General features: G+C 57.4%; 21 protein-coding genes. 16 read left to right on the top strand and 5 right to left on the bottom strand.

Annotated elements, in window-relative coordinates; genetic code table 11:
* Positions 1 to 52 precede the first annotated feature (52 nt).
* From O9H85_RS24910 to O9H85_RS24875, 8 genes are all read left to right on the top strand, one after another.
* Complete coding sequence (locus O9H85_RS24910) at positions 53 to 934, top strand: carbohydrate ABC transporter permease (RefSeq protein ID WP_269884120.1); 882 nt, start codon at positions 53 to 55, stop codon at positions 932 to 934.
* Positions 931 to 1764, top strand: a complete 834-nt coding sequence (locus tag O9H85_RS24905; protein WP_269884119.1) for a carbohydrate ABC transporter permease — start codon at positions 931 to 933, stop codon at positions 1762 to 1764. The genes O9H85_RS24910 and O9H85_RS24905 overlap by 4 nt, the downstream gene beginning before the upstream one ends.
* Before the next feature lie 46 nt (positions 1765 to 1810).
* The gene (locus O9H85_RS24900; RefSeq protein WP_269884118.1) at positions 1811 to 3802 is read left to right on the top strand and encodes a sensor histidine kinase; all 1992 of its coding nucleotides are present in this window, start codon (positions 1811 to 1813) and stop codon (positions 3800 to 3802) included.
* Positions 3774 to 5408, top strand: a complete 1635-nt coding sequence (locus O9H85_RS24895) for a response regulator transcription factor (RefSeq protein ID WP_269884194.1) — start codon at positions 3774 to 3776, stop codon at positions 5406 to 5408. Before O9H85_RS24900 ends, O9H85_RS24895 begins: the two co-directional genes overlap by 29 nt.
* Positions 5409 to 5568: 160 nt before the next feature.
* Entirely contained in the window at positions 5569 to 6822 is a 1254-nt protein-coding gene (locus O9H85_RS24890; protein WP_269884117.1) for a DUF445 domain-containing protein, read from the top strand.
* Positions 6823 to 7101: 279 nt separating this feature from the next.
* On the top strand, positions 7102 to 7809 hold the full coding sequence (locus O9H85_RS24885) for a response regulator transcription factor (protein WP_269884116.1): 708 nt from the start codon (positions 7102 to 7104) through the stop codon (positions 7807 to 7809).
* Between the two features lie 6 nt (positions 7810 to 7815).
* Positions 7816 to 9168, top strand: coding sequence for a sensor histidine kinase (locus O9H85_RS24880; protein WP_269884115.1), 1353 nt, complete (start codon positions 7816 to 7818; stop codon positions 9166 to 9168).
* A gap of 137 nt (positions 9169 to 9305) precedes the next feature.
* Positions 9306 to 9533, top strand: a complete 228-nt coding sequence (locus O9H85_RS24875; protein WP_269884114.1) for a 3-dehydroquinate dehydratase — start codon at positions 9306 to 9308, stop codon at positions 9531 to 9533.
* A 139-nt stretch (positions 9534 to 9672) separates the two neighbouring features.
* On the opposite strand, the gene O9H85_RS24870 is transcribed toward O9H85_RS24875, so the two are convergent.
* Positions 9673 to 10491, bottom strand: coding sequence for an AraC family transcriptional regulator (locus O9H85_RS24870; protein WP_269884113.1), 819 nt, complete (start codon positions 10489 to 10491; stop codon positions 9673 to 9675).
* A 138-nt stretch (positions 10492 to 10629) separates the two neighbouring features.
* Between O9H85_RS24870 and O9H85_RS24865 the strand changes: the two genes are divergently transcribed.
* On the top strand, positions 10630 to 11403 hold the full coding sequence (locus O9H85_RS24865; RefSeq protein WP_269884112.1) for a sugar phosphate isomerase/epimerase family protein: 774 nt from the start codon (positions 10630 to 10632) through the stop codon (positions 11401 to 11403).
* Between the two features lie 27 nt (positions 11404 to 11430).
* Positions 11431 to 12450 carry a Gfo/Idh/MocA family protein gene (locus O9H85_RS24860; protein WP_269884111.1) on the top strand — a complete coding sequence of 340 codons (1020 nt, stop codon included), beginning with the start codon at positions 11431 to 11433 and terminating at the stop codon, positions 12448 to 12450.
* An 87-nt stretch (positions 12451 to 12537) separates the two neighbouring features.
* Here the strand turns inward: O9H85_RS24860 and O9H85_RS24855 are convergent, their stop codons facing one another.
* Positions 12538 to 13032 carry a CcdC family protein gene (locus tag O9H85_RS24855; RefSeq protein WP_269884110.1) on the bottom strand — a complete coding sequence of 165 codons (495 nt, stop codon included), beginning with the start codon at positions 13030 to 13032 and terminating at the stop codon, positions 12538 to 12540.
* Between the two features lie 152 nt (positions 13033 to 13184).
* Here O9H85_RS24855 and O9H85_RS24850 point away from each other — a divergent pair, with 152 nt between their 5' ends.
* The 6 genes from O9H85_RS24850 to O9H85_RS24825 all read left to right on the top strand — a co-directional run bounded on the left by O9H85_RS24850 (position 13185) and on the right by O9H85_RS24825 (position 20944).
* Entirely contained in the window at positions 13185 to 13616 is a 432-nt protein-coding gene (locus O9H85_RS24850; protein WP_269884109.1) for a universal stress protein, read from the top strand.
* Positions 13617 to 13803: 187 nt separating this feature from the next.
* Positions 13804 to 14871, top strand: a complete 1068-nt coding sequence (locus O9H85_RS24845; RefSeq protein ID WP_269884107.1) for a BMP family lipoprotein — start codon at positions 13804 to 13806, stop codon at positions 14869 to 14871.
* A gap of 114 nt (positions 14872 to 14985) precedes the next feature.
* Positions 14986 to 16530 carry an ABC transporter ATP-binding protein gene (locus tag O9H85_RS24840; protein WP_269884193.1) on the top strand — a complete coding sequence of 515 codons (1545 nt, stop codon included), beginning with the start codon at positions 14986 to 14988 and terminating at the stop codon, positions 16528 to 16530.
* Positions 16514 to 17590 (top strand): ABC transporter permease, encoded by a 1077-nt coding sequence (locus O9H85_RS24835; protein ID WP_269884106.1) that lies wholly within the window; start codon positions 16514 to 16516, stop codon positions 17588 to 17590. The genes O9H85_RS24840 and O9H85_RS24835 overlap by 17 nt, the downstream gene beginning before the upstream one ends.
* A complete protein-coding gene (locus O9H85_RS24830) occupies positions 17591 to 18553 on the top strand; it encodes an ABC transporter permease (protein WP_269884105.1) in 963 nt (320 codons plus the stop codon).
* Positions 18554 to 18736: 183 nt separating this feature from the next.
* The gene (locus tag O9H85_RS24825; RefSeq protein WP_269884104.1) at positions 18737 to 20944 is read left to right on the top strand and encodes a PAS domain S-box protein; all 2208 of its coding nucleotides are present in this window, start codon (positions 18737 to 18739) and stop codon (positions 20942 to 20944) included.
* Here O9H85_RS24825 and O9H85_RS24820 read toward each other — a convergent pair.
* From O9H85_RS24820 to O9H85_RS24810, 3 genes are all read right to left on the bottom strand, one after another.
* Complete coding sequence (locus O9H85_RS24820; protein WP_269884103.1) at positions 20915 to 21709, bottom strand: nucleotidyltransferase family protein; 795 nt, start codon at positions 21707 to 21709, stop codon at positions 20915 to 20917. The genes O9H85_RS24825 and O9H85_RS24820 overlap by 30 nt on opposite strands.
* A 137-nt stretch (positions 21710 to 21846) precedes the next feature.
* Complete coding sequence (locus O9H85_RS24815) at positions 21847 to 22569, bottom strand: class I SAM-dependent methyltransferase (RefSeq protein ID WP_269884102.1); 723 nt, start codon at positions 22567 to 22569, stop codon at positions 21847 to 21849.
* 106 nt (positions 22570 to 22675) lie between these two features.
* A complete protein-coding gene (locus tag O9H85_RS24810; RefSeq protein ID WP_269884101.1) occupies positions 22676 to 23458 on the bottom strand; it encodes a polysaccharide deacetylase family protein in 783 nt (260 codons plus the stop codon).
* Positions 23459 to 23598: the final 140 nt, after the last annotated feature.

The following is a 23598-nucleotide window of genomic DNA, read 5'->3' as shown; positions in this document are numbered from 1 at the left end:
TCCCGGACGGCCTTACCGATATTTAAAGCAAACCGAAAGGGGATGGAAAAGGATGCCGACCAACTGGTTCGACCGCAACCTCAAATGGATTTACACCTTGCCCGCCCTGCTGTTCGTTCTGCTCATGATGGTGTTTCCCATTGCGTATACGGTGAGAATCAGTTTCTATGAGTGGAGCATGTCGGCGACCACGCCGCCGAAATGGGTAGGGCTTACGAATTATCTGGCATTGTTCAAGGACGAGCGCTTCTGGCACGCCGTATCCTCGACGTTCCAGTTCACGCTGTTTGCGATCGTGCTGCAAACGGTGCTCGGCGTTGCGATCGCCGTTCTTCTGAACCGTGAATTCATGGGCAAAAACCTCGTCAAAACGCTATTCCTGCTTCCCATGGTCGCTACGCCCGTCGCGATGGGCCTCGTTTGGCTCCTCATCTATGAGCCGTCCATCGGGGTGGCCAACCTGCTGCTGAAATCACTCGGCCTCCCGGCCCAGCTGTGGCTGGCTTCGCCGACGCAGGTCATTCCGTCGCTCGTGCTGATCGACGTATGGGAGTGGACGCCGATGATCGCGCTGATCGTCATGGCGGGCTTGTCCACGCTGCCCTCCGATCCGTACGAGGCCGCCGACGTAGACGGCGCAACGGGCTGGCAGAAGTTCGCTTACATCACGCTGCCTCTCTTGCGCCCGACGATCATCGTAGCGGTCATGCTGCGCCTGATCGACGTGCTGAAGACGTTCGACATCATCTATTCGACGACGCAGGGGGGACCGAACCTTGCCTCCGAGACGCTCAATCTGTATGGATACGTACAGGGCTTCCAATACTTTAAATTAGGCATGGCTTCGTCGCTGCTCGTCATTTTCTTCGCACTCGTCATGGGCCTTACGCTGCTTCTGATCTGGGTGCGCAAACGACTGGAGGTGTCGGCATGACGGCCATATCGGTGAAAAAGAAACAACGGCGGCTGAACGTCCTGTATTCCGTGTTAACCGTCATCGTGCTCTTCTCCTTCGCCTTCCCGTTCCTGTGGATGCTGCTCGCCTCCTTCAAGACGCAGGCGCAGATCATGTCGACCAAGAACTTCCTGTTCTTCGCGCCAACGGGCAAAAACTACGTCAATGTGTTCAACCAGTATGCCTTCATGAAGTTCATCATCAACAGCTTCATCGTGGCGGTCGGCTCGACCTTGGGCTCGCTCCTTCTCGGCCTGCCGGCGGCGTACGCGATCGCCCGCTATAAGCTGCAGGGACTTGGCCTCGTCATTCTGGTAGCGCGGATCATTCCGGGGATTACGTTCCTCATTCCGTGGTTTATCATTTTCAGCAAAATGGGCCTCATCGACACGTACGCTTCGCTTATTCTGAGCCATATGCTGGTCGGTCTGCCGTTCATCATCTGGGTCATGATCTCGTTCTTCGAGGGGCTGCCGACCGAGATCGAGGAAGCCGGCCTGATCGACGGCTGCACGAAATCGCAGGTGTTCCTGCGGATCATTCTGCCGATCTCGGGTCCCGGCGTCATCACGTCGTCGCTCTTATCGTTCATTTTTTCTTGGAACAACTTCATGTTTTCCATTATACTGGCAGGAGACAAAACAAAGACGCTGCCGATCGCCGTATTCAACTTCATGTCCTACTCCGAAATCAACTGGGGCGCACTGATGGCCGCCGCCTGCATCATTACGCTGCCGGTGCTGATCATCGCGCTGCTCGCCCAGCGATACATCGTCAGCGGACTTGCTGCGGGTGCGGTGAAGGGTTAATCCGGTCCGTACGGCAGGGCGCATCACGCGAAGGGATGGGAAATCGATGGCGCGGACGACCTTGTTTCGCAAAGCCGTGGCGGCGATTATACTGCTGCTGGTGCCGACCCTGATACTATACGGCTATTCCAATAAAGTCAGCGTGAACGTAGTGAAGGATGAAATCCAGAGCTCGAGCCTGAGCCAGCTGTCCTTCTTCTTAAGGCAATTCGATTCCACCGTGGAGCAGCTCTCGCTGTTCCCGGTCATACTCGGCTTCGACCCTTATGTTCGAGCGTTTATCGAGCATAGGGGCGGCTTTGTTTTTGATACGCTGAAGGAGCAGTCGCGGATTTCGGAGAAGATCAGCCTGCAGAGCGTATCGAGCCCATGGACCAATGAGCTGTCCGTCTTTCTACCGCAGGAAAAGAAGGTCATCTCGACCAATATTTTCAAAACGTATGACGCAGACTATGTCAAAAACCACCTGCCGTTACAACGGTGGAGCTACGAGAAAATTTTCGTCGGCTCGGCCGAGGCCGATCACTTCGTGCGGCAATATGCCGAACCTGCCAACGCCAAAACGCCGGAGCAGGTGAATGCGATGCTGCAGGTCGCTTTTCCGGTGGATAATATCGTGACGATGCTGGACCAGGTGAAGGCCGGGGGCAAGGGCGATCCCTTCCTGTATCAAGCGGGGACGGAGCCGATTATGAACGGATCGTCCGACAGTGTGCGGATTCATCAGCTGCTCGGCGTTCTGGGGCCGGAGCCGCTGCCTCCGATCGGACACCGGGTCGTCGTTCTCGGCGGACGGCAATATTCGGTCAATTTCGTCCAATCCGACCAGCTGGGCTGGTATTTGGTCGATTATTTGCCGGTAGACGCTATTCTGAAGCCGATTACGACGTCGAGCGTGCTCTTCTACGTCAGCTTCGGACTGCTGCTGCTGCTCGGACTCGCGATGGCTTTCCTGCTGTACCGCCATGTGCAGTACCCGATCCGGAAGCTGCTCCAGGGTGTGCAGCAGATGCGCAAAGGGGACTTGTCCGCCCGGATTCACGCCCGCGCCGACAACGAATTCGACTTTCTGTTCGCCCGGTTCAACGGCATGGCGGAGCAAATTCAGGAGCTGGTCGAGGACGTCTACGAGGAGAAAATCCGCCGCCGCGAAGCGACTCTGAAGCAGCTGCAGGCGCAGATCAATCCGCATTTTCTGTATAACAGCCTATTCTTCATCATCAATACGGCCAAGCTCGGCGATCAGGAGTCCGTCGTGGCGATGGCGCAGAATCTGGCGGAATATTACCGGTATACGACCCGGATGGAAGAGCAGTATGTGCCGCTCCGGGAGGAGCTTCAGCTCGTCGAAAGCTACCTCGCCATCCACAATTTGCGTCTGCAGCGGCTGTACTACGATATTGAAGTGCCTGAGGCGATGCAGGAGCTGACGCTGCCGCGGCTCTTGCTGCAGCCGCTGGTGGAGAACGCGATCGTCCATGGGATCGAGCATATCCCCGGCGACGGCGTAATCCGTATTCGCGGGAGCATGGACGGCGGAATATGCCGGCTGACGGTGGAGGACAACGGCGCGGGGCTTGCCTCCGGGGCCCTGCAGGAGCTGCGCGGCAAGCTGCGGCTGCCGATGGACCGCGGCATGGGCTGCGGCGTCTGGAACGTGCACCAGCGGCTGCAGTACGCGTTCGGCGGAACCGCCGGGCTGACGCTGGAGCCTTCCGAGCTCGGCGGCCTTCGCGTGATGCTGGAGTGGAACCCGGAGGAGGGCAAGGAGCGCAAGGCGCTTGCGGAAGCGGGAGAAACGGAAGCAGCGGAAAAGGCGGAGGCCGATCTCAAGGCGGAACCGGAGGAGGAAGCCTCGGGAGAAGCGGAAATCGCGGGAAAGGCGGAGGCCGAGGGAAGATCGGAAGCGCAGGTCAGGGCAGACAACGGCTCCGGCGCAAGGACTCGGCCGGAAGACGAAGCGGTGTCTGCACCGGACAAGAAGAAGACAGCGGGAGGAGACGATTCGGATGGCGGAGCTGCTGATCGTAGACGATGAATCGCATGTGGTGCAGCGGCTGGCAAATCTCGTGCCGTGGGCGTCGATCGGCATCGGGCGCGTGCATACGGCGCAGTCGGCCTACGAGGCGCTGGAGCTGCTCGCCGAGCATCCGGTGGATATCGTGCTCAGCGATATCCGGATGCCGGGCATGACGGGATTGGAGCTGGCGGAGCGGCTGCAGGCGGCTTGGCCGAAGACCCGGTGCATCCTGCTGTCGGGCTTCGCCGAGTTCGAGTATGCCAAGGAAGCGATGGTGCGCGGCACGGCCGATTATTTGCTGAAGCCGGTGAAGGACGAGGAGCTGCTGGCTGCGGTGGAACGCGTGCTGCAGAGGCTCCAGGCGGAGTGGGCTCAGGTGCTCTCGCAGGAGCGGGCGCTTCGCATGCTGCGGGAGAACCTCCCGCAGCTGCGGGGCACCCTGCTCACGGAGCTGCTGCAGGGCCGGCGCTACGCCCGGGAAGGGCTGGCGAACCGGCTGCGCATGCTCGAGCTCCCGGCGCTGCTCGGCGAGCCGTTCACGCTCCTCCTCGTGCGCATGGAGGACCCGTTCCCGAGCTACGACGCGCACAGCCTGGCGCTGCTCGAGTACGCGATCGCGAACATGGCTGAAGAGCTGTTCGCGCCGCAGTTCGAGCTGTGGCCGGGGCGCGACGCGCACGGCTATCTGGTGTTCGTGATGAAGGCGGCCGATTCGCATGGGGAAGGCGGCGAGCCGGAGGCGCTGCGCCAGCTGGAGCGGATGGCGGCGCAGCTGCAGCAGGCGATTCGCACGTATTTGAAGGGCACGGTCACCATCCTGCTCAGCCGCTGGGGCACGTTCCCGGACGAGCTGCTGCCGGTGTACGACAGCACGCTGACGGCGCTGCGGCAGCGGATCGGCAGCGAGCCGGAGCTGCTGCTGACCGTGCACGGCGAAGCGGAGCCTCTGACATGCGTGCCGCCTATCGCAAGCCTGTACGAGCTGCCGACGCTGGCGCAGCTCCTGGAGGCCGGGCAGTGGTCCGCGCTCGGGGAGCGGACTGCCCGCATCTTCGAGGAGCTGCGGTGCGTCGGGACCGAGTCCGAGGAACACCTGCTCGAGGTGTTCTTCACAGTCTCGTCCGCCGCGGCGCAGCTCGCGCACAAGAACGGCCGCCGGCTGTCGGAGCTGGCGGGCGGCGGCTACGAAAAGCTGCTGCAGGGCACGCCGTACCGCTCGTTCCAGCAGCTGCAGGAATGGACGGCCGACCTGCTCGGCCGTCTGCAGCGAAGCAGCGAGGAGGAGGCGCAGGATTCCCGCAAGCGGATCATCCAGCAGGTGCACCAGTTCGTGGAGCAGCATCTGGCCGAGGACGTGTCGCTGCAGGCGATCGCGAGCCACGTCTATCTGCATCCGGTGTACGTATCGAAGATTTACAAGCTCGAAACCGGCGAGAATTTGAGCGATTACGTTTACCGGGTCCGGATGGACAAGGCGGCGCAGCTGCTCCTAAACAGCCAGGAGAAAATTTACGAAATCGCCGCGCGGATCGGGTACCAGCGGGCGCATTCTTTTATCCATGTGTTCAAGAAGCACACCGGGCTCACGCCGCAGGAATACCGGGACAAGCATCTTTCTTCGTAGAAGGCCCCTGAGGGGTCAAGCCGGGAGCATAGCCCTTTCCAAAAACGGTTATTGAATTATAATGAGAAATTGGTCATGATAGAAGAGTCTGGATAAGATAAGGTGTATCCTGACTTTTTTCTTGTTCTAACCGTGATGGTAACGAAAGGGGGGTTCCCAGGTGAGCGGAAAAAACACCAAATCGACAGCCGCTTTATCGCTCGGCGTCATGGCCGCAGGCTTCGCAGCCACCCTGCCATGGTCCGGCGAGCCTTGGGTACGGTTTCTACAGAATGGTTTCGAGGCGGGTCTCGTCGGGGGACTGGCCGACTGGTTTGCGGTAACGGCCTTATTCCGGCATCCCTTGGGGATACCGATACCTCATACGGCGCTGCTGCCGAAAAACCGGGAGCGGGTGACGCAAGCGCTCGTTTCATCGGTTGAGCAGGATTTGCTCAGCAAGGAGAGCCTTAAGAACAAGCTGGCGGGCATGCATATCGTTCCGCTGCTGCTGGATGCGACGGAGCGGCAGCTCGGCTCGGAGCAAGCGAAGCTGACGATTGTTGGGCTGGCTGACTATGCGATTGCGGCCGTTCCGTGGGACAAGGCCGCCGTCCTGCTGGAGAAGGAGCTGCTGAAGCAGCTGGATGCGGCGGATGTGCGCAAGGCGTTGACGGTGCTGATCGACGCCGTGCTGGAGCGGGGCATGGAGGAGAAGGCGTTCGATTACGCACTTGACGTCGCCGAGCGGTGGGTGCTTCGGGAAAGCACGGTGCAGACGATGGGCGCGATGGCGTCGAGGGCGATCGGGGAGCTGCAGACGAGCGGCTTTATGAGCTTTGCGCTGAACGCCTTCGCCGGATTCATGACGGAGGATCGGCTCGGTTCGATGATTCAGCGTTTTATTCTATCGTCTCTGGAATCGCTGAGGATGCCATTAGAACACAACCGGATGTCCCTGCTTCGCGAGGTGCGGCGACAGCTGCAAAGCCTGCCGGACCGGCCGGACGTAGAGGAGCAGGCAATGGAGTGGCTGCGTTCGCTGGGCGGGCGGTACGACCTGGCGGCCATCATTGCAGGGTTCCTGGATCGCCTTCGGGGGCGGCTGACGGAAGCCGTCCACGCGGAGGGCTTCGCGGAGCATACAGCGATTCCGCTTCTGAGGGAGCTTCTGCAGAAAGCCCGTTCGCAAGAAGGCTTTACCGAACGCGCGGAGGCATTCGTTCAGGACCAGGCCGCGCAGCTGATCGAGACGCATCACCACAAGATTGGGACCTTGATCCGAGAGAATGTGGACAAGTTCGACAACGAGACGCTGATCGAGATGCTCGAGGACAAGATCGGCGCCGACCTGCAGTGGATTCGCGTGAACGGCGCGGTGTGCGGCTTCCTGATCGGCATTATTCTAGCTGGAATCAAGCTGCTGGCTCCTTAATAAAATGCAAAAGGAAGTAGGCGGGGTATCCCCTTTAGGGTAGATACCCTGCCTCCATATGTATCTCTATTCTTGTCAAAAACGACTTTCTCAACATTCTGAGGCCGCAGCGCGGCCTCTTCTTTTTTTTGCTGCCTCCCAAGCCGTCTTGGAGCGATTCCTTCGCATTTTCCCAAAATCAGCACTTGAGCAATCGCTTCCTTATCAAGTATCATGGAATTATATGGGCATTACTTGCAGGCGGAACTCACAGAAGGAAATAGCCCGGGGGTGGCAGGCATGCGTGTGTTAGTGGTAGAGGACGAGCCCAAGATTCGTGAAGTGCTGATCGCTTATTTGCGTAACGAGGGCTGGGAGGTCGATTATACCGCCAACGGGCAGGAAGCGCTCGATTGGTTCAGCCAGCGGGAGTACGGCCTCGTCTTGCTCGATTTGATGCTGGAGGGGCTTCATGGCGAGGAAGTGTGCCGGCGCATCCGCGAGTCGTCGATCGTGCCGATCGTGATGCTGACGGCCAAATCGCGGGAGAACGATACGATCGCAGGGCTCAAGCTGGGCGCGGACGACTATATTGCGAAGCCGTTCCGGGTGAAGGAGGTCATCGCGCGTATCCATGCGCTCCTCCGACGGATGAAGGCTTATGTGCCGGAGCCGCAGAAGCCGTCCGTGCTGACGTTCGACCGGGGGCGGCTGGTGCTGGACCTGGAGGGCAAGACGCTGCTCGTGCGCGGTCAGCATGCGAATCTCACGAGTACGGAGTTCAAGCTGATGACGGTGTTCGCCGATAAGCCGGGCAAAATATTCAGCAGGACCGATCTTTCCCATCAGGTTCTTGGATACCGCTTTCACGGCGACAGCCGCTCCATCGATACGCACGTGAAGAACCTGCGTAAGAAAATCGAGGAAGACACGAAGGAACCGCTGTATATTCTCACGATGGTGGGGGCGGGGTATAAATTCGCCGCGGCAGCGGATCAGAAGGAATAGACGGGCATGTGGGCTTATTTTCGCAGAACGAATGTGATCTTGTTCATCACGCTGCAGGGCTGCTTTCTGGTCATCCTGACGATTATCGCCTACGGGTACAGCTACAATTGGCAGGATGTGTTCGAACGTTATCAAGAGGATCAGGTCAAGGTCAATGCGTTTAAGATGATTGACGACATCCGGAACGAGGAGCTGCTGACGGGGCCGTTTACGGACGAACAGAAGGCTTGGCTGAACCGCCGCGCGACGCTGTACGGCGTATTGATCCGCTACGGCAGCGACCGGCAGACGATATGGTTCGACATGTTCTCCCGCATTGAGAATCCGAAGGTGGCTGCGATCCAGGAATACCCCGTCGTGGCCAAAGGCACGAACCGGGGCTTACTGCAGGTGGCTTATTTCAAGCAGATGGACAAGCTTGACCCGAGCTTCTTGGCGTACCAGAGCATGATGGATCGACGCTCGGCGCTGCTCTTCGGCATCGCGGCGCTGCTGTCGATCGCGGTCAGCTACTTCATCTCGCGGCAGCTGTCCGAGAATTGGAACCGGCTGAAGGAGACGGCCGGACAGATCCGCGCAGGGGACCGGGATGTGCGCGTGCCGATCCGCGGCCCGGAAGAGGTGCGGCAGCTGGCGGTGACGCTGAACGACCTGTCGGCCGAGCTGAAGAAGCAGGAGGACTGGCGCCATCATTTGATGGAGGATTTGACGCATGAGCTCAGGACGCCGATGACCTCCATGCTGTCGCAGCTGGAAGCCATGATCGATGGCATTTACGAGGTGGATATTCAATGGCTGCAGCAAATCTATGACGAGCTGATCCGGCTGAGCCGGCTCATGACCGATATGGAAAAACTGTCCGAAGCCGAGGCGGCGCGATTCACCGTCCATATCAAGCGGGTAAATATGATCAACCTGGCGGAGCAGGTGTACCGGAATTTTCTGCCCATGGCCAAGTCGAAGGACATCAAGCTGCGCTTCATGAATCCGAATGTGCCCTGCTACGCGGAGGTCGACCGGGACAAGATGGTGCAGGTCGTCTCCAACATCGTCTCCAACGCGGTAAAATATACGAATCCGGGTGGAATGATTACCCTTGGCGTCGATTGGCGGCCGGAGACGACCATCATCTATTGTCATGATACCGGGATCGGCATCGGGCCGCAGGATTTGCCCTACGTATTCAACCGGCTGTACCGGGCGGACAAATCCAGATCGCGCTTCAGCGGAGGCGTAGGCCTCGGTCTCAGCATCGCCAAAGCGCTGGCGGAGGCGCATGACGGGACGATCGAGTTGGAAAGCGAGGTCGGCATCGGGTCGCATTTTCGCATCACGGTGCCGAATGTGTACAAATCTTGAACGGAAAGCCCGGGTACGGGGCCCGAAACGGCCGCGTCCGAAACTGTCCTTAAATTGTAATATTTTTTTAAGCTTGTTTTAATCATCGTAATTTATACTATTTTCAAAATGATCATTTCATAGGGACGGTGTGCAGGATGAAAGTATTCGTGACCTTTCAAAATAAGCAAATCCCCGTATTTGCCGAAAATTTGAATAAGAAGACGCTGACGCTGCTCAAGAACGCGTTGGACAAGAAGGTGCAAACCGGGCGCCGGGCGGTTCAGAAGTGCTTGCAGTCGCTCATTAGCATAGAAGTCGTCGGGTGCGAAGCCATTCTGCACTCGTACAACGAAACGGATTCGCTTGCGTTGTCTCTCTACTAGACTAGAGAGACTTTTTTTAGTTGATAAGAATTTATAAGTATTCGTAACTTATAGCTTCGCATCAACCTTGGTAAACGCGCTGGTCCTTGTAAGACAAGGACGGCGTAGCCGTTTATCCTGGTGCCCGAAATTCAATGCATTAGGGTGCTCCGTGCTGCTCTGCTCCGGTTTCCGCGGCGCGGAAGCGCGCAGGAGAGGTGCCGTATCTCGCGCGGAACACCCGGTGAAAGTAAGAGTAGCTCGCAAAGCCGCACGTTTCCGCGATCTGGTCGAGCGTCATGGAGCTGTACTTGATGCGCTCCACGGCCGTGTTGAGCCGGATTTCCAGGGCGTATTGAATCATGGTTTTGCCGTAGCAGGCCTTGAACAGGTGAACGGCCCGGGACAGGCTGAGACCGACGTGCTCGGCTGCCTCCTCCAGCTTGAAGGTCACCGTGGCGTGTTCCTCAATGAACCGCTTCAGCCGCAGCGCCGTGAAGGCGGAGCGGTCGGCCGGAGCCGTCTCGGAGATGGCCCGGTCCAGGTACAAGCAGAGCCCTCTCAGCAAGTAGCCGATGAGCTCGGTGCTCTCCTCCTTGGGTCCGCGGCGCTTCTCCAGCAGCAGCTGCCGCCACAGGCCGAGCAGCTTATCGTCGGTGCCGATCCGGTTCACGGCCGTACGGCTCCGGCGGTTCCACCACTCGTCGAGCCAGGTTCCCTCGCAGAACAGGAAATAGTCTCCGCTCGATATTCTGCCTTCCTCATCCGTATCTCCGATCCGGAGCTCATATTCGTCCCCCGGTTTCAAGAGAAGCAGGTCCCCGCTTTGCAGACGATAATGGGTGCCGCGGCACAGCGCCTCACAGGTGCCTTCCGTCTGTAGCCGGAACAAGTACGTCGTAAGTCCGTTCCGGTGGCTGTTATAGAAGCGCTGCGTGTGATAGGAATATCCGCAGCTGAGCAGTTCCGCTTCCCTCATACGTTCCCTCCGTCCAAGAAAAGTAGCCAAATAGTTCATATAATGCGTATATCGTTTATGTTCATTTTAGCTTATTTTCGTGTATGATGAAATCAAATCGAGCAGTACAAACAATATGATTAAACGAGGTGCGCTCTAATGAGAAGAATGGGCATCGGACTGCAAATGTACACGCTTCGGAATGAAACGGCACAAGATTTCATAGGCACGCTGCGCAAGGTGGCGGAGCTGGGCTATGAAGGCGTAGAGTTCGCCGGCTACGGAGGCATTCCGGCGGATGAAATGAAAGCGCTGCTTCAGGAGCTTAATCTGCAGGCGATCGGCAGTCACGTGGGACTTGCGGCGCTGCGCGCGGATTTGCAGAAGGAAATCGATTATTTGAAAACGATCGGCGCGAAATATATGATGTGCCCTTATGTGGCGGCGGAGGACCGCAGCAGCGCCGAGGATTGGAAGCGCTTGTTCGCTTACCTGGAGGAGGTAGGCGCCGAAGCCCGCAAGCAGGGGCTGATCTTCGGCTACCACAATCATGCCTTTGAATTCGAGGACCGGGTGGACGACGCTTTCGTCTTCGATGCGCTGTATGCCGCGACGACGCCGGAAGCCGTTCAAGTGGAGATGGACGTATGCTGGGTGCAGTTCGCGGGTCAGGATCCGCTCGCTTACATTCCGAAATATGCCGGGCGCTTGCCTCTGCTCCATCTGAAGGATTTCAGCAAGAGTGCGGAAGGCGGCATGCAGACGCTGGAGCTGGGCCAGGGCTCGGTGAATCTGCCGGGCGTCCTTCAGGCCTCCTCGGAAGCGGGCGTGGAATGGCTTATCGTCGAGCAGGACCATTGTCAGAACCCGCCGCTCGAGAGCGTAACGAACAGCCTAGGCTGGCTGAAGCGGAATTATCTTAACCAATTTTAATATGCCCAGTAAAAGGGGAGCCTACCAATGAGCAAAATCAAAGTAGCTGTAGTAGGCTGCGGAGCTATCGCGCAGCGCAGACATATTCCGGAATATGCCGCCAATCCGAACGTGGAACTCGTTGCCTTTGCCGATCCGGTGACGGAGCGCGCGGAGAAGATGGCGGACACCTACGGCGGCAAAGCTTATGCAAGCTATGAGGAGCTGCTGAAGCAAGAGAAAGTGGATGCCGTCAGCGTCTGCACGCCGAACTATCTGCATGCGTCTGTAACAATAGCGGCCGCGAACGCCGGCGCGCACGTGCTGGTCGAGAAGCCGATGGCGGTTACGGCAGAAGAAGGAGAGCAAATGATCGAGGCGGCCCGCAAGAACGGCGTGTTCCTGATGGTCGGACATAACCAGCGGCTGATGCCTCCGCATGTGAAGGCGAAGGAGCTGCTGGATTCCGGCAAGCTGGGCAAGGTGCTCACCTTCCGTACCTCGTTCGGCCATTCGGGTCCGGAGGGCTGGAGCGTCGACGGGCGCGGCAGCTGGTTTTTCCGCAAGGAAGAAGCGATCATGGGCGCCATGGGAGATCTCGGCGTACATAAATCCGACTTTATCCGTCATTTACTGAATGACGAAGTATCCGAAGTTGCCGGCTTCATCGGGACGATCCATAAGGAGGGCACGGACGTCGACGATAATGCGACGTGCATTCTCCGCATGAAGAGCGGCGCGGTCGGTACGCTCGTTGCCAGCTGGACCCAGTACAAAAGCGGCGATAACAGCACGGTGCTGTGGTGCGAGAACGGGGTTATGAAGATTGGCACGAACAGAGGCGACGAGGTGATCGTCGAGCTTCGCAACGGAACCGTTGAGACATACAAGGTGGGCGCCATGGCGACGAACGAAAAACAGGTGCCGAGCGGTGTAATCGACGCCTTCGTCGAGTCGATCGTGAACGGAACGCCTCCGAGCATCTCCGGTGAGGAAGGGCTTCGCTCGCTTAAGGTCATTCTGGCGGCGTTCGAGTCCCAGGCGACCGGCAGAATCATTAAGCTGTAAGCAAAAAACAGCGGTGTCCGGTTTTCCGGGTGCACCGCTGTTTTTATTGGAAGAGCGCCGTCTCCCGGAGGAGACGGCGTTTGTAGTCTACGGGGTCCGAAGAAGCTCGGACTGCAGCTTGCGGAAACGCACGAACATGGCGATCCTCCAGGGCAGGAGCATGCCGAAGGCTAAGAGAAAGAACAGTGCGCCAGTTTGCGGAATCGATACGAATTGTTCGATATAGCTGTGCAGCGCCAGGCGAATCGCCAGCAGACCGAGCAGCACGAAGATGAACTGCTTCGATTTCTGGACATAAATCTCGCCGCCGGATACTTCCAGTTTGGAACTGCGGATTAATGGGTAAGAGAATAGTAACGCCCCTGCCAGAAATGCGGTCAAGCCCCATCCCGGGGGAATGTGCGTGGCCGGAACGGCGAACATGAGAAATCCGGTGCTCATGCCGACGGGCGGCATGATGATTTTGGCCGCGGTGGCCGGTTTATTGCTGGCCTTCGAGCGTACGAAGATGGCGAGCAGCGCCATCATCAGGGTGCCGAAGGTCGTGGCAGTTTGCATATTGATTGAGCCCATATGGAGCATGGAGCATCCCTCCTGGCAATGCGTAAGATTTCATATTATCATTATATAGCACACAGGGAGCGTGATTCAATTCACAGCTTTTCCCGCCGTTTCCGGGCATAATGATCCTACATGGTTCACAGCCTATATCTTAAAAGAAGAGGTGAATGGTTATGCCTTATACTAACGTGCTTGTTGCATACGACGGCTCGAAGGCCTCCGAGAAAGCGCTCGATTCCGCCGTTCAGCTGGCCCGTCTGAATCCGGACACGAAGCTGGAAGTGCTTCATGTATTTCAACTCCCTACGATTGTCGTGGGTGAAGCGTTCGTTACAGCGCCGCCTGAGGTAAGCGAGGAGGAGTACGAACGCTCCAATGCGCTGGTCGAAAAAGCGAAGCTCAAGACCGCGGGACTCCCCGGGGCCAAGGTGACGACCCTGCAGGGGCCGGCGGCCAAGCTCATCCTGGAGCACGCCGAGGAAACGGGTTCCGATCTGATTGTTATCGGAAGCCGGGGGCTGAGCGGATGGGGAGAGCTGATGCTGGGAAGCGTCAGCCATAATGTCGTGCAGCATGCCAAAATTCCGGTTCTGGTTATCAAATAAACGCCTCAGGCGCAAGGATTTTCTGTCCTTGCGCCTTTTTGCTGCCGATCCCTGAAACATAGGGCGTTTTGATTGATTTTTAACTAGACTGCGGTCAAAAAAAACAGTATAATAAATCTGCTAAAATACATAACTTAAGAGTTACACGACATGTACTGAAAGTTCACACAAAAAGGGGAGAAGATTCATGAAACATTGGATCAAAACGACAGCCGGCCTTATGCTGGCCGCATCGCTGGTGCTTTCCGGCTGCGGCAGCAAACCGGCCGACAACAGCAGCGCGGCAGGCGGCTCCAAGCCGGCAGAGAACAGCGCAACCGGAGGCGGCTCCAGCAAGAAGGGCGAGAAGTTCAAGATCGCAATGGTTACCGATATCGGCGGCGTAAACGACAAGTCGTTTAACCAAAGCGCTTGGGAAGGCCTTAACCAGTTGAAGAACGAAACCGGCGCCCAGATCAAAAACCTGCAAAGCAAGAGCGACGCGGACTACGTACCAAATCTTAACCAATTTGTAAAAGACGGCTATAACCTGACTTGGGGGATCGGCTTCCTTATGGGCGATGCGGTAAAAACCGTAGCAACCCAGAATCCGAAGGCTCAGATGGCCATTATCGACAACGTGGTGGAAGCTCCTAACGTAGAGTCCGTCACGTTTGCGGAGAATGAAGGCGCCTTCCTGACCGGCGTGGTGGCGGGTCTGACGACGACTACGAACAAAATCGGCTTTGTCGGCGGCATCGACATTCCGGTGATCAAGCGCTTCGAGGCAGGCTTCAAAGCCGGCGTAGCGGCGGTCAATCCGAACGCGAAGGTCACCATCAACTATACCGGCGCGTTCGACAAGCCGGACCTCGGCAAAGCGGCGGCGGCCACGATTTTCAACGACGGCGCGGACATTATTTTCCATGCCGCGGGCGCAACGGGCAACGGCGTGTTCAACGAAGCGAAGGACCGTCTGAAATCCGGCAAGAAAGTATGGGTCATCGGCGTGGATAAGGACCAATCGCTGGAATTCGGCGACGACGTTACGCTCACTTCCATGCTGAAGCGCGTCGACCAAGCGGTCGTTCGCGTATCCAATGACCTGATCGACGGTAAATTCCAAGGCGGCAAGAACGTCGTTCTCGGTCTGAAGGATAACGGCGTAGGCCTGCCGGACACGTCCAAGAAGAACGTGAAGCCGGAAGTGCTGCAGAAGGTGGAAGAATACAAGCAGAAGATCATCAAAGGCGAGATCAAGGTGCCGGAGAAGTAAGAATCGACTGTAGCATAAGTTCGAACATAGGAAGCGGGACCCGACAAGGCTGGTGACTCACCGGCCTTGTCGTTTGATTTCGAGCTGAAGAATAGAACGATAGAGGTGAAGACGATGCGTACGGCAGAAACCGTTGTGGAGCTGAGGGGCATTACCAAGCGTTTCCCGGGAATCGTGGCGAACGATGCGATCAGCTTCCAGCTGAAGAAGGGCGAGATTCACGCGCTGCTGGGAGAGAACGGGGCAGGCAAATCGACGCTGATGAATATCCTGTTCGGCCTGTATCAGCCGGATGAGGGGGAGATTCTCATTCAAGGGAGGCCGGTTTCGATCGGCAGTCCGACGCAGGCGATCGAGCACGGCATCGGCATGGTACACCAGCATTTCAAGCTGGTTCAGCCGTTCACGGTGACGGAGAACATTATCCTCGGCAGCGAGCCCCGCAAGGGAGCGTCCATCGATCTGAAGGCGGCTCAGGCGAAGGTAGGCCGGCTGTCGGAGCAGTACGGGCTGAAAGTGGACCCGCGCGCGCGGATCGAAGACATCTCGGTCGGCATGCAGCAGCGGGTGGAAATTTTGAAGACGCTGTACCGCGGCGCGGACATCCTTATTTTTGACGAGCCGACTGCCGTTCTGACACCCCAGGAAATTGTGGAGCTGATCGAGATCATGAAGCGGCTGGCGGCTGAAGGAAAGTCGATTATTCTGATCACGCACAAGCTGAAAGAAATTATGGCGATCGCCGATACATGCACGATTATACGCCGGGGACGGGCGATCGATACCGTTGCCGTGGCCGAGACGAATCCCCAGCAGCTGGCCGAGAAGATGGTGGGCCGGAGCATATCGTTCGAGGTCGCGAAGGAGAAAGCGACACCGGGGAAAGCGGTGCTTTCGGTTCAAGGCGTACGCGCCGTCGGCAGCCGGGGAGCGTCTACGCTGGACGGGATCTCGTTCGAGGTGCGGGAAGGCGAGATTCTGGGTATTGCCGGTGTCGACGGCAATGGCCAGAGCGAGCTGATTGAAGCGCTTACGGGGCTTCGCAAGGTCGATGCGGGCGAGGTGGTGTTGAAAGGGAAACCGATCACGAACTTCTCGCCAAGGGAAATCTCGGAGGCCGGCTTGTCCCACATTCCGGAGGATCGGCATAAGCACGGGCTGGTGCTTGACTTCACGATGAGCGAGAATATGGTGCTCGAAACGTATTACGACAAGCGTTTCAGCCGAGGTCCGTTCTTGAACGAGGCGGCTATCGACGCCCACGCGGAGAAGCTGATCCGCGAATTCGACGTCCGGACGCCGAGCATCCATAACAGCGCCAGGTCGCTTTCCGGAGGAAATCAGCAGAAGGCCATTATCGCCCGGGAGCTTGATAAGAACCCGGATCTCTTGATCGCGGCGCAGCCGACGCGAGGGCTGGACGTGGGCGCCATCGAATTCGTTCACAAGAAGCTCGTCGAAGCCCGGGATCAAGGCAAGGCCGTGCTGCTCATCTCATTCGAGCTGGACGAGATCCGCAGCGTGTCCGACCGGATTGCCGTCATTTATGAAGGCCGGATCGTGGGCGAGGTCGAGCCGGAAACGACGAATGAAGAAGAGCTGGGTCTGTACATGGCGGGCCAAGGGAAAGGAGGAGCGGGGCATGGACAAGCTCATTAAAATATTCACCAAGGAATCCGCGTTGATGCCGCTGGCCGCTATCGTCATGGGTCTGCTCTTCGGAGCCGTCGTGATGCTGGCGGGCGGTTATAATCCCGTAACGGCTTACGGTTCGCTGGTCAGCAAGGTGTTCGGGAACCCTTATGATTTCGGCGAAACGATTCGCGAAATTACGCCGCTCATTCTGACCGGTCTGTCGGTTGCCTTCGCATTCCGGACAGGGCTGTTCAACATTGGCGCGGAAGGCCAGTTCATCATGGGGATGACCGGAGCCACGCTGATCGGCGTCAAGCTGCAGCTGCCTTGGTTTATTCATGCGCCGCTCGCCATCGTGGTCGGCGCCGTGCTGGGCGGCCTTTGGGGAGCGATTGCAGGCTACTTGAAGGCGAAGCGGGGCGTGAACGAAGTCATTACGACCATCATGCTGAACTGGATCGCACTGTTCTTATCGAATTATATCTTAAACGCATTCCTGCTCCAGCCGGGCCAGCAGCGCTCTTATCCGATTCATGACTCCGCATCCCTGTCGATCGGCTGGCTGTCCGAGCTGATGGGCAATGCCCGCATGCATTGGGGCACGCTGCTGGCGCTGATCGCGGCCGTTGTGTTCTATATCCTCTTGTGGCGGACGAAGCAGGGCTTCGAGCTGCGTGCCGTCGGTCTGAATCCGAATGCGGCTCAGTATGCCGGGATGAATGTGAGCCGCAGCATCGTGAAGGCGATGTTCATCGGCGGCATCTTCGCCGGCCTCGCCGGAACGTTCGAGGTTCTCGGAGTATTTCATTACCAGGTCGTCGCCGCGTCCCATCCGGGCTACGGCTTCGACGGCATCGCCGTAGCCCTGCTCGGAGGCAATAACCCGCTAGGCGTTGTGCTGGCTGCGATTCTCTTCGGCTCGCTGACCTACGGCTCCGCGGGGATGAGCTTCGGAGCGGACGTCCCGCCGGAAATCATTCGCGTCGTCATCGGTTCGGTCATCTTCTTCATAGCGGCTCACGGCATTGTCCGCTGGGTGCTGCGTCCGATATACGGCAAACGCAAGAAAGGGGAGGCGGCTTAGATGAATGTGCTGCAAATCATGGGAGAGCTCGTCAACACGACGCTGGTCTTCTCCACCGCCCTGATCTTCGCCGCCATGGGCGGTATCTTCTCCGAACGGTCGGGCGTCGTCAATATCGGTCTCGAAGGGCTTATGATCTCCGGAGCCTTCGCGTCCGCCGTTGCCGCGCATGCGGCGGAGCAAGCCGGCATGAGCGGGAGCGCCCCCTGGATCGGGCTGGTTGCGGCTGTGATCTTCGGGGTGTTGTTCTCGCTGATCCACGCGGTTGCCACCGTGACGTTCAAGGCCGATCAAGTGGTCAGCGGAGTCGTTATCAACTTCCTGGCGGCGGGGCTGACTGTCTATCTCGTCAAGCTGTTATTCGACGGAGCGGGACAAACCGAGACGCTTAACGCCGTCTTTTCCAAGGTTTCGATTCCGGTGCTGTCGTCGATCCCTTTTCTCGGGGAGGCCTTGTTCAAAGCTTATCCGACGACTTATCTGGCGCTCATTCTCGTCGTTGTCACGTATTACGTTCTGTTCCACACGCCTTTCGGACTTCGGCTGAGGTCGGTAGGCGAGCATCCCGGCGCGGCCGATACGATGGGCATCCGGGTGGCGAGGTACCGGTACATCGGCGTGCTGATCAGCGGCGCCATGGCCGGTCTTGGCGGTGCGACGATTACGCTTACCACGACGAGCAACTTCTCGCATAATACGATCTCGGGCCAGGGCTTCATCGCCCTGGCGGCCATGATCTTCGGCAAATGGCATCCGTTCGGAGCCTTGGGCGCGGCAGTATTCTTCGGACTTGCCCAGGCAATCCGCAACTTCGTGCAGCTGTTCGATTTCTCCAAGAACATTCCGATGGAATTTCTGTACATGCTGCCGTACATTCTGACCATCCTGGTGCTGGCAGGCGCCGTAGGCCGCGCCGTAGCGCCATCTGCGCTGGGGGAGCCGTACGATCCGTCGAAACGTTAAAATTAGTTTTAGAAAATAAACAAAGGAGCCGATTTTGGCTCTTTTTGTTTTTTTTGTAATTGACGATTACTCACCGGCAGGTGATATAATGAAAGTAATTAAATGAGAACGCTAACATTTGATGTGAGAAACACCATTGTAACGTCTAGTCAATCATCCGGTTTCGTCGTCATGGAGGCACATATGAGTAGCTCATGTCTTGTAGCAGATTCCCTATTTCTCCAAACGTTTCGCCTTGCGCCCATAGCCATGGCTGTCCTGTCGGCGGATTACCATGTCCTGATGGCTAACCCTGTGCTGTGCCGCATGCTCGGTTATCAAGAAGAGGAGCTTCAAGGCATCCGGTTTGACGAGCTGCTGGACCGGGGCTCCTGGAGCTCACGCATGGATTTATCCTCCTTCTTTGTACAAGGTAAAGCGCTATCTTTCCGGACTCGGGGCGGAGAGAGCGTTCGTTTGAATGTGAGTGCCTTTGCGGCGGAGCAGCAAAGGATATTTGTGCTCCACCTGACTCCCACGGAAGAAATCGAGTTCGCGTACGGCAAGCGGACGGAATCGGCGGACGAGCTTCAGTCCGGTAAAGTCGAATCCATGCTGATGGAGAGCGAGCTGCGTTACCAGTCTTTATTTGAATACCATTCGGATGCCATCTTCTCCATTGACTTGGATGGTTTTTATATTGAAGTGAATCCCGCCTTCGAGCAGCTGTTCGGGTATACCCGGGACGACCTTCGGGAGTTCTGGCCCGATTACACGGTTCTGTCCACTCCGCACGAGCTGGAGAAGGCCAAGGATTATTTTCTCGAAGCAGCCAAGGGCCGTACACAGCATTTTGACATGCAATGCTATAACCGGCAGGGAGAAACGCTGGACATCAGCCTGACTTACATCCCCGTTGTCGTGGAAGGCCGGGTTACCTACTTGTACGGCGTCTGCAAAGATGTTACGACTCAGAAAAGGCTGCTTCAGGAGCTTCAGGAGAGCAAGAGGCTTTGCGAGCTGATATCGGTGAATGCCCAAGACGTCATTGTGCTTTCCCGTCCGGACGGCATCGTGGAATATATCTCCCCGGCCATTACGAAGCTGACCGGATATCAGACGGAAGAGCTGGTTGGCCGGAATTACTTCTCCCTTCTCATGAAAGAAGATATAGAGAAGATTTGGTCGCATTATGCGGCCCCCGGAACCGATGAATCGATGCATACTTACCGGATTCTGCACAAGGACGGGTCGATCGTCTGGTTCGAGAGCAGTGCGAAGCTGCTGCGGGACGAAGACGGCCGCGTTCAACATGTGCTTTCGGTAGCACGGGACATTACCCGGCGCAAGCAGGCGGAGAAAGCGCTGCAGTTCAGCGAATGGAAGTACCGCAGGCTGATCGAGGATTTGCCGGACGGCATCCTCGTGCATTCCAACGAGCGCATCCGGTATTTGAATGAAACGGGGTGCCGGCTGCTGGGCGTCAAGAACAAGGAGGAGCTGCTGAACCGCAGCATTTACGATATCATTGTCCCTGCCTATAAGCGGGATGTAGAGGATCGCATCCAGCTTCTGCGGCAAGGGGAGAAAGTCCCTGTTCGCAGGCAGCAGTTCATGACCGCCTCCGGCGAACCGCTGGACGTGGAGGTTCATTCCCTCTTGATGAGCTACGAGGGGGAACCCTCCATCTATGTGCTGTTCCGGGACGTAAGCGAATCCCAGAAGACCCGTGAGCTGCTCCAGCATTCGGAGAAGCTGACCATGGTCGGGCAGATGGCTGCGGGCATCGCCCATGAAATCCGAAATCCGCTGACGGCGATCAAGGGATTTATAAAGCTGCTGCAAACGGTAAGCGGAAATAAGCGAAGCTATTGGGACATTGTCACCTCGGAGATTGAACGCATCGAGCAAATCTTAAACGAGCTGCTTGTCCTGGCGAAGCCTACGGCAGCGCAGTACAAGCCGGAGGATCTCAAGACGCTGCTGGAGAACGTGACGACGCTGATCGATTCACAGGCCATCATGAACAATATCGAGATCGTCTTCGACTGCGAGCCGAACCTGCCTGCGATCGAATGCGACATGAACCGGTTGAAGCAGGTGTTCATTAATTTTATGAAAAACGGCATCGAAGCGATGACTCAGGGCGGCCGGCTGTCCGTAGAAGTAAGACGGCACGCCCACGACGCGGTTAAGGTGGTCATCGCCGACCAAGGCTGCGGCATCCCGCCCGAGAAGCTGGCCCGCATCGGTCAGCCGTTTTTTACGACAAAGGAAGAAGGCAACGGGCTTGGGATGATGGTCAGCTATAAAATTATCGAGGACCACAATGGCAAGGTGAAGATTTCCAGCGAGGTCGGCGTTGGAACGGTGATCGAGATTTTACTCCCGATCGGTAAGGAGACGGTTTAACAGGTCTTCAAATGCACTGTCGGTTTCATCCTCCGCGGCGCCGCCGGTCCTGCCGGCCGGCTCGAAGCCCTCGGCATAGCCTTCCATAAGCAATCCGCCGTAAGGAGCAAGCGATTCCAACGCGAGGAGACGCAGTGCATCCGGATCGTCCCGGCCGTAGTAACTGTCCAAGGCATCCGTCAGCCGCTTCGCCCAGGAGGCGTTCCATGCGGCGAGTCCGCGATAGACCCACTTGCCGTCCCCAAGCCAATGCCCGTTCACGCGCAGTATAAACTCGCACAGTACTTTCTGCAGCTTGTGTACGATGAAGTGTCTTTCGCCGCGGTCCGAACTGCCCTCCAAATCATCCAAAGCTTCGGTAATCTCATATCTCGCTTTGTCGATGTCCTCCGCCGACCAGGTGGGCGGACCGGCGAGCAGCTCTTCCCGTGCTTCCTCCACGATATCTTCAATGACGCCCTGCCCGCGCAGCAATAAGCCGTTCGCGCACATCCGCTGCAGGGAAGGGATGGCGGAATCCACTCCTTGGTCGAAGAAATGCCGGTAAGTGTCCCGGGTCAGCACGAAAGCTTCCACAACCCAGCCATACTCCCGGAAGGTGCGTCTGGAGGGCATGCCGGCGCTCTCGTCGAAGACGATGAGGTCGAGGTCCGACGAGGCTGTCGCCCGGCCGATCACGACGCTTCCGGCCAGAATCGCACCCTCGCAGGAGGGAAAGAATTGGTCCACAAATTTTGTAGCCGCTTCATAAGCAGACACACGCATAAGTCGATCACGCCCATCTATAGAGGATGATACAGCTTATGCGGAATCCGCTGCCTTGGTTTGCATTGGCCGGAATCGATTTTTATGAGATCCATAATTGAACCGCAAGCTGCGAGGACGACATTAAGGAGGTTCTCTTATTTTTTGCCGATGAAGAGCGCATACCCCAGCATACCGCGGTTGGATTGAATCAGGTCGTCGTGCTCGATCGTCGTCTGCCAAACAAGCGGATCAAGAAATGCATTCCGGTCGATCATCTGCAGCTCGTCGGGGTGAAGGGTTTGATCCTCCGTCAAATTGCTTCCGAACTCCGACGGGTTCCAGATCTGCACTTCACTAAAGCCATTGGCTTGAAGCTGCTCCTGCCAGCCGTCGGCGGTCAGCAGCCCTCCGAAGCCGAAGAAGGACATCAGCGCTCCGTACGAGGGCTCCGGGATCGGCTTCAGCTGCATAACCTCCCTATCGTATAGTACACCTCCAGGGGCAAGCACGCGGCTGTATTCGGACAACGCGGCCGCGATCGAAGCGAAGTTGGTTACGGATTCGGCCAAGACTACGTCGAACGACTCGTCGGCAAAAGGCATCGACGTGATGTCCCCTTGGACGAAATTTACCGTAAGCTCTTCCTTCTCCGCCCGCCGGCGCGCCTTGGCCAGCATTTCGGGCCGCAGGTCCATGCCTGTAATGTCATAACCGAGCCCGGCCAAATGACAGGCGGTCCTCCCTGTGCCGCAGCCTACCTCCAGTACCCGGCAGCCCTGCGGCAGCGGGAAACGGCGCAGCTGCTCCAGCGTCGCCTCAAAGCCCCCGGGATGGGCGCTTCCGACACCGAGCTTCGTAATCATATCCAAATAATTCATGTCTGCATTCCTCCCCAAAGATAAATCCGGTTTATTTATCTTATGTGGGGGGAAGAGATGGGTTTGGATCATCAATCGGAAAATATCCGGTGGTCGTCCGCGGCCGCTATTTCCGTACCGGTCTGCCGTAAGCGAGCAGCTCGGAGACTGTGACGAATTGGAACCCCCGCTTCTTTAGCTCCGGCAATATTTCTTTCAGCGCCTCCACGGTTTGCGACTTGCCTTCCACATAGTCATGGAACAATACGATGTCCCCGTTTCGAGCATTCTTCACCACCTTGTTCACGATGCGGCGGACTCCCGGGGTATTCCAATCCTGCGTGTCCTGATGCCAAGACCACAGGACGACGGTATAGCCGTCATCGGTCACGGTTTGCACAAGCCGTTCGTTATAAAATCCTCCGGGCGGGCGGAACAAGTGGCACGTTCTCCCGGAAGCCGCATAGATGACCTTTTCGGCCCGCTGGATTTCGCTGCGGATTTGTTCGGAAGAGACCTTCTTGCCGAAATATTTGTGACTGTAAGTATGGTTCGCGATTTCATGTCCCTCCGCCACTTCCCGGCGGAGCAGATCCGGGAACCGTTCCACTTTGTTGCCTACCGCGAAGAAGGTAGCCTTTGCGCCGTATTGGCGAAGAAGGTCCAGAATTTGCGGCGTATCCTCCGGATCGGGACCGTCGTCAAAAGTAAGGGCGATGACTTTCTCCTCGGTGGCTACCTCCCATACGATTTCGCCCCGGGCTTCGTAATAGGCTCTGCCTTTACCCGGGGAAGTCCAAGTGTCTTCATGCTCGGGCAAGCGGGGCCAGCCCGCTTGCGCAGCTCCTGTGCCGTTCGTCAGGAACAGGCTGCAAGCCAAGACCAGAGTACATAGCGTCGGTCTGAGCATTATTTTAACCTCCTGCATGGCAGTTGTATCCTTTAGGATGATCCGGGTTGCGGGATAATATGTTCAATACGAAGGCAGCCTTTTATTGCCATGCATGCGTCCCATACGCTTACCGTACCCTAAGCAAGGACCGATTCCAT

The organism is Paenibacillus gyeongsangnamensis (assembly GCF_027533625.1).
In the GTDB taxonomy this organism is placed as follows: domain Bacteria; phylum Bacillota; class Bacilli; order Paenibacillales; family NBRC-103111; genus Paenibacillus_G; species Paenibacillus_G gyeongsangnamensis.
The sequence above is the reverse complement of the archived record's forward strand: the minus strand, read 5'-3'. Positions and strand labels throughout refer to the sequence as shown.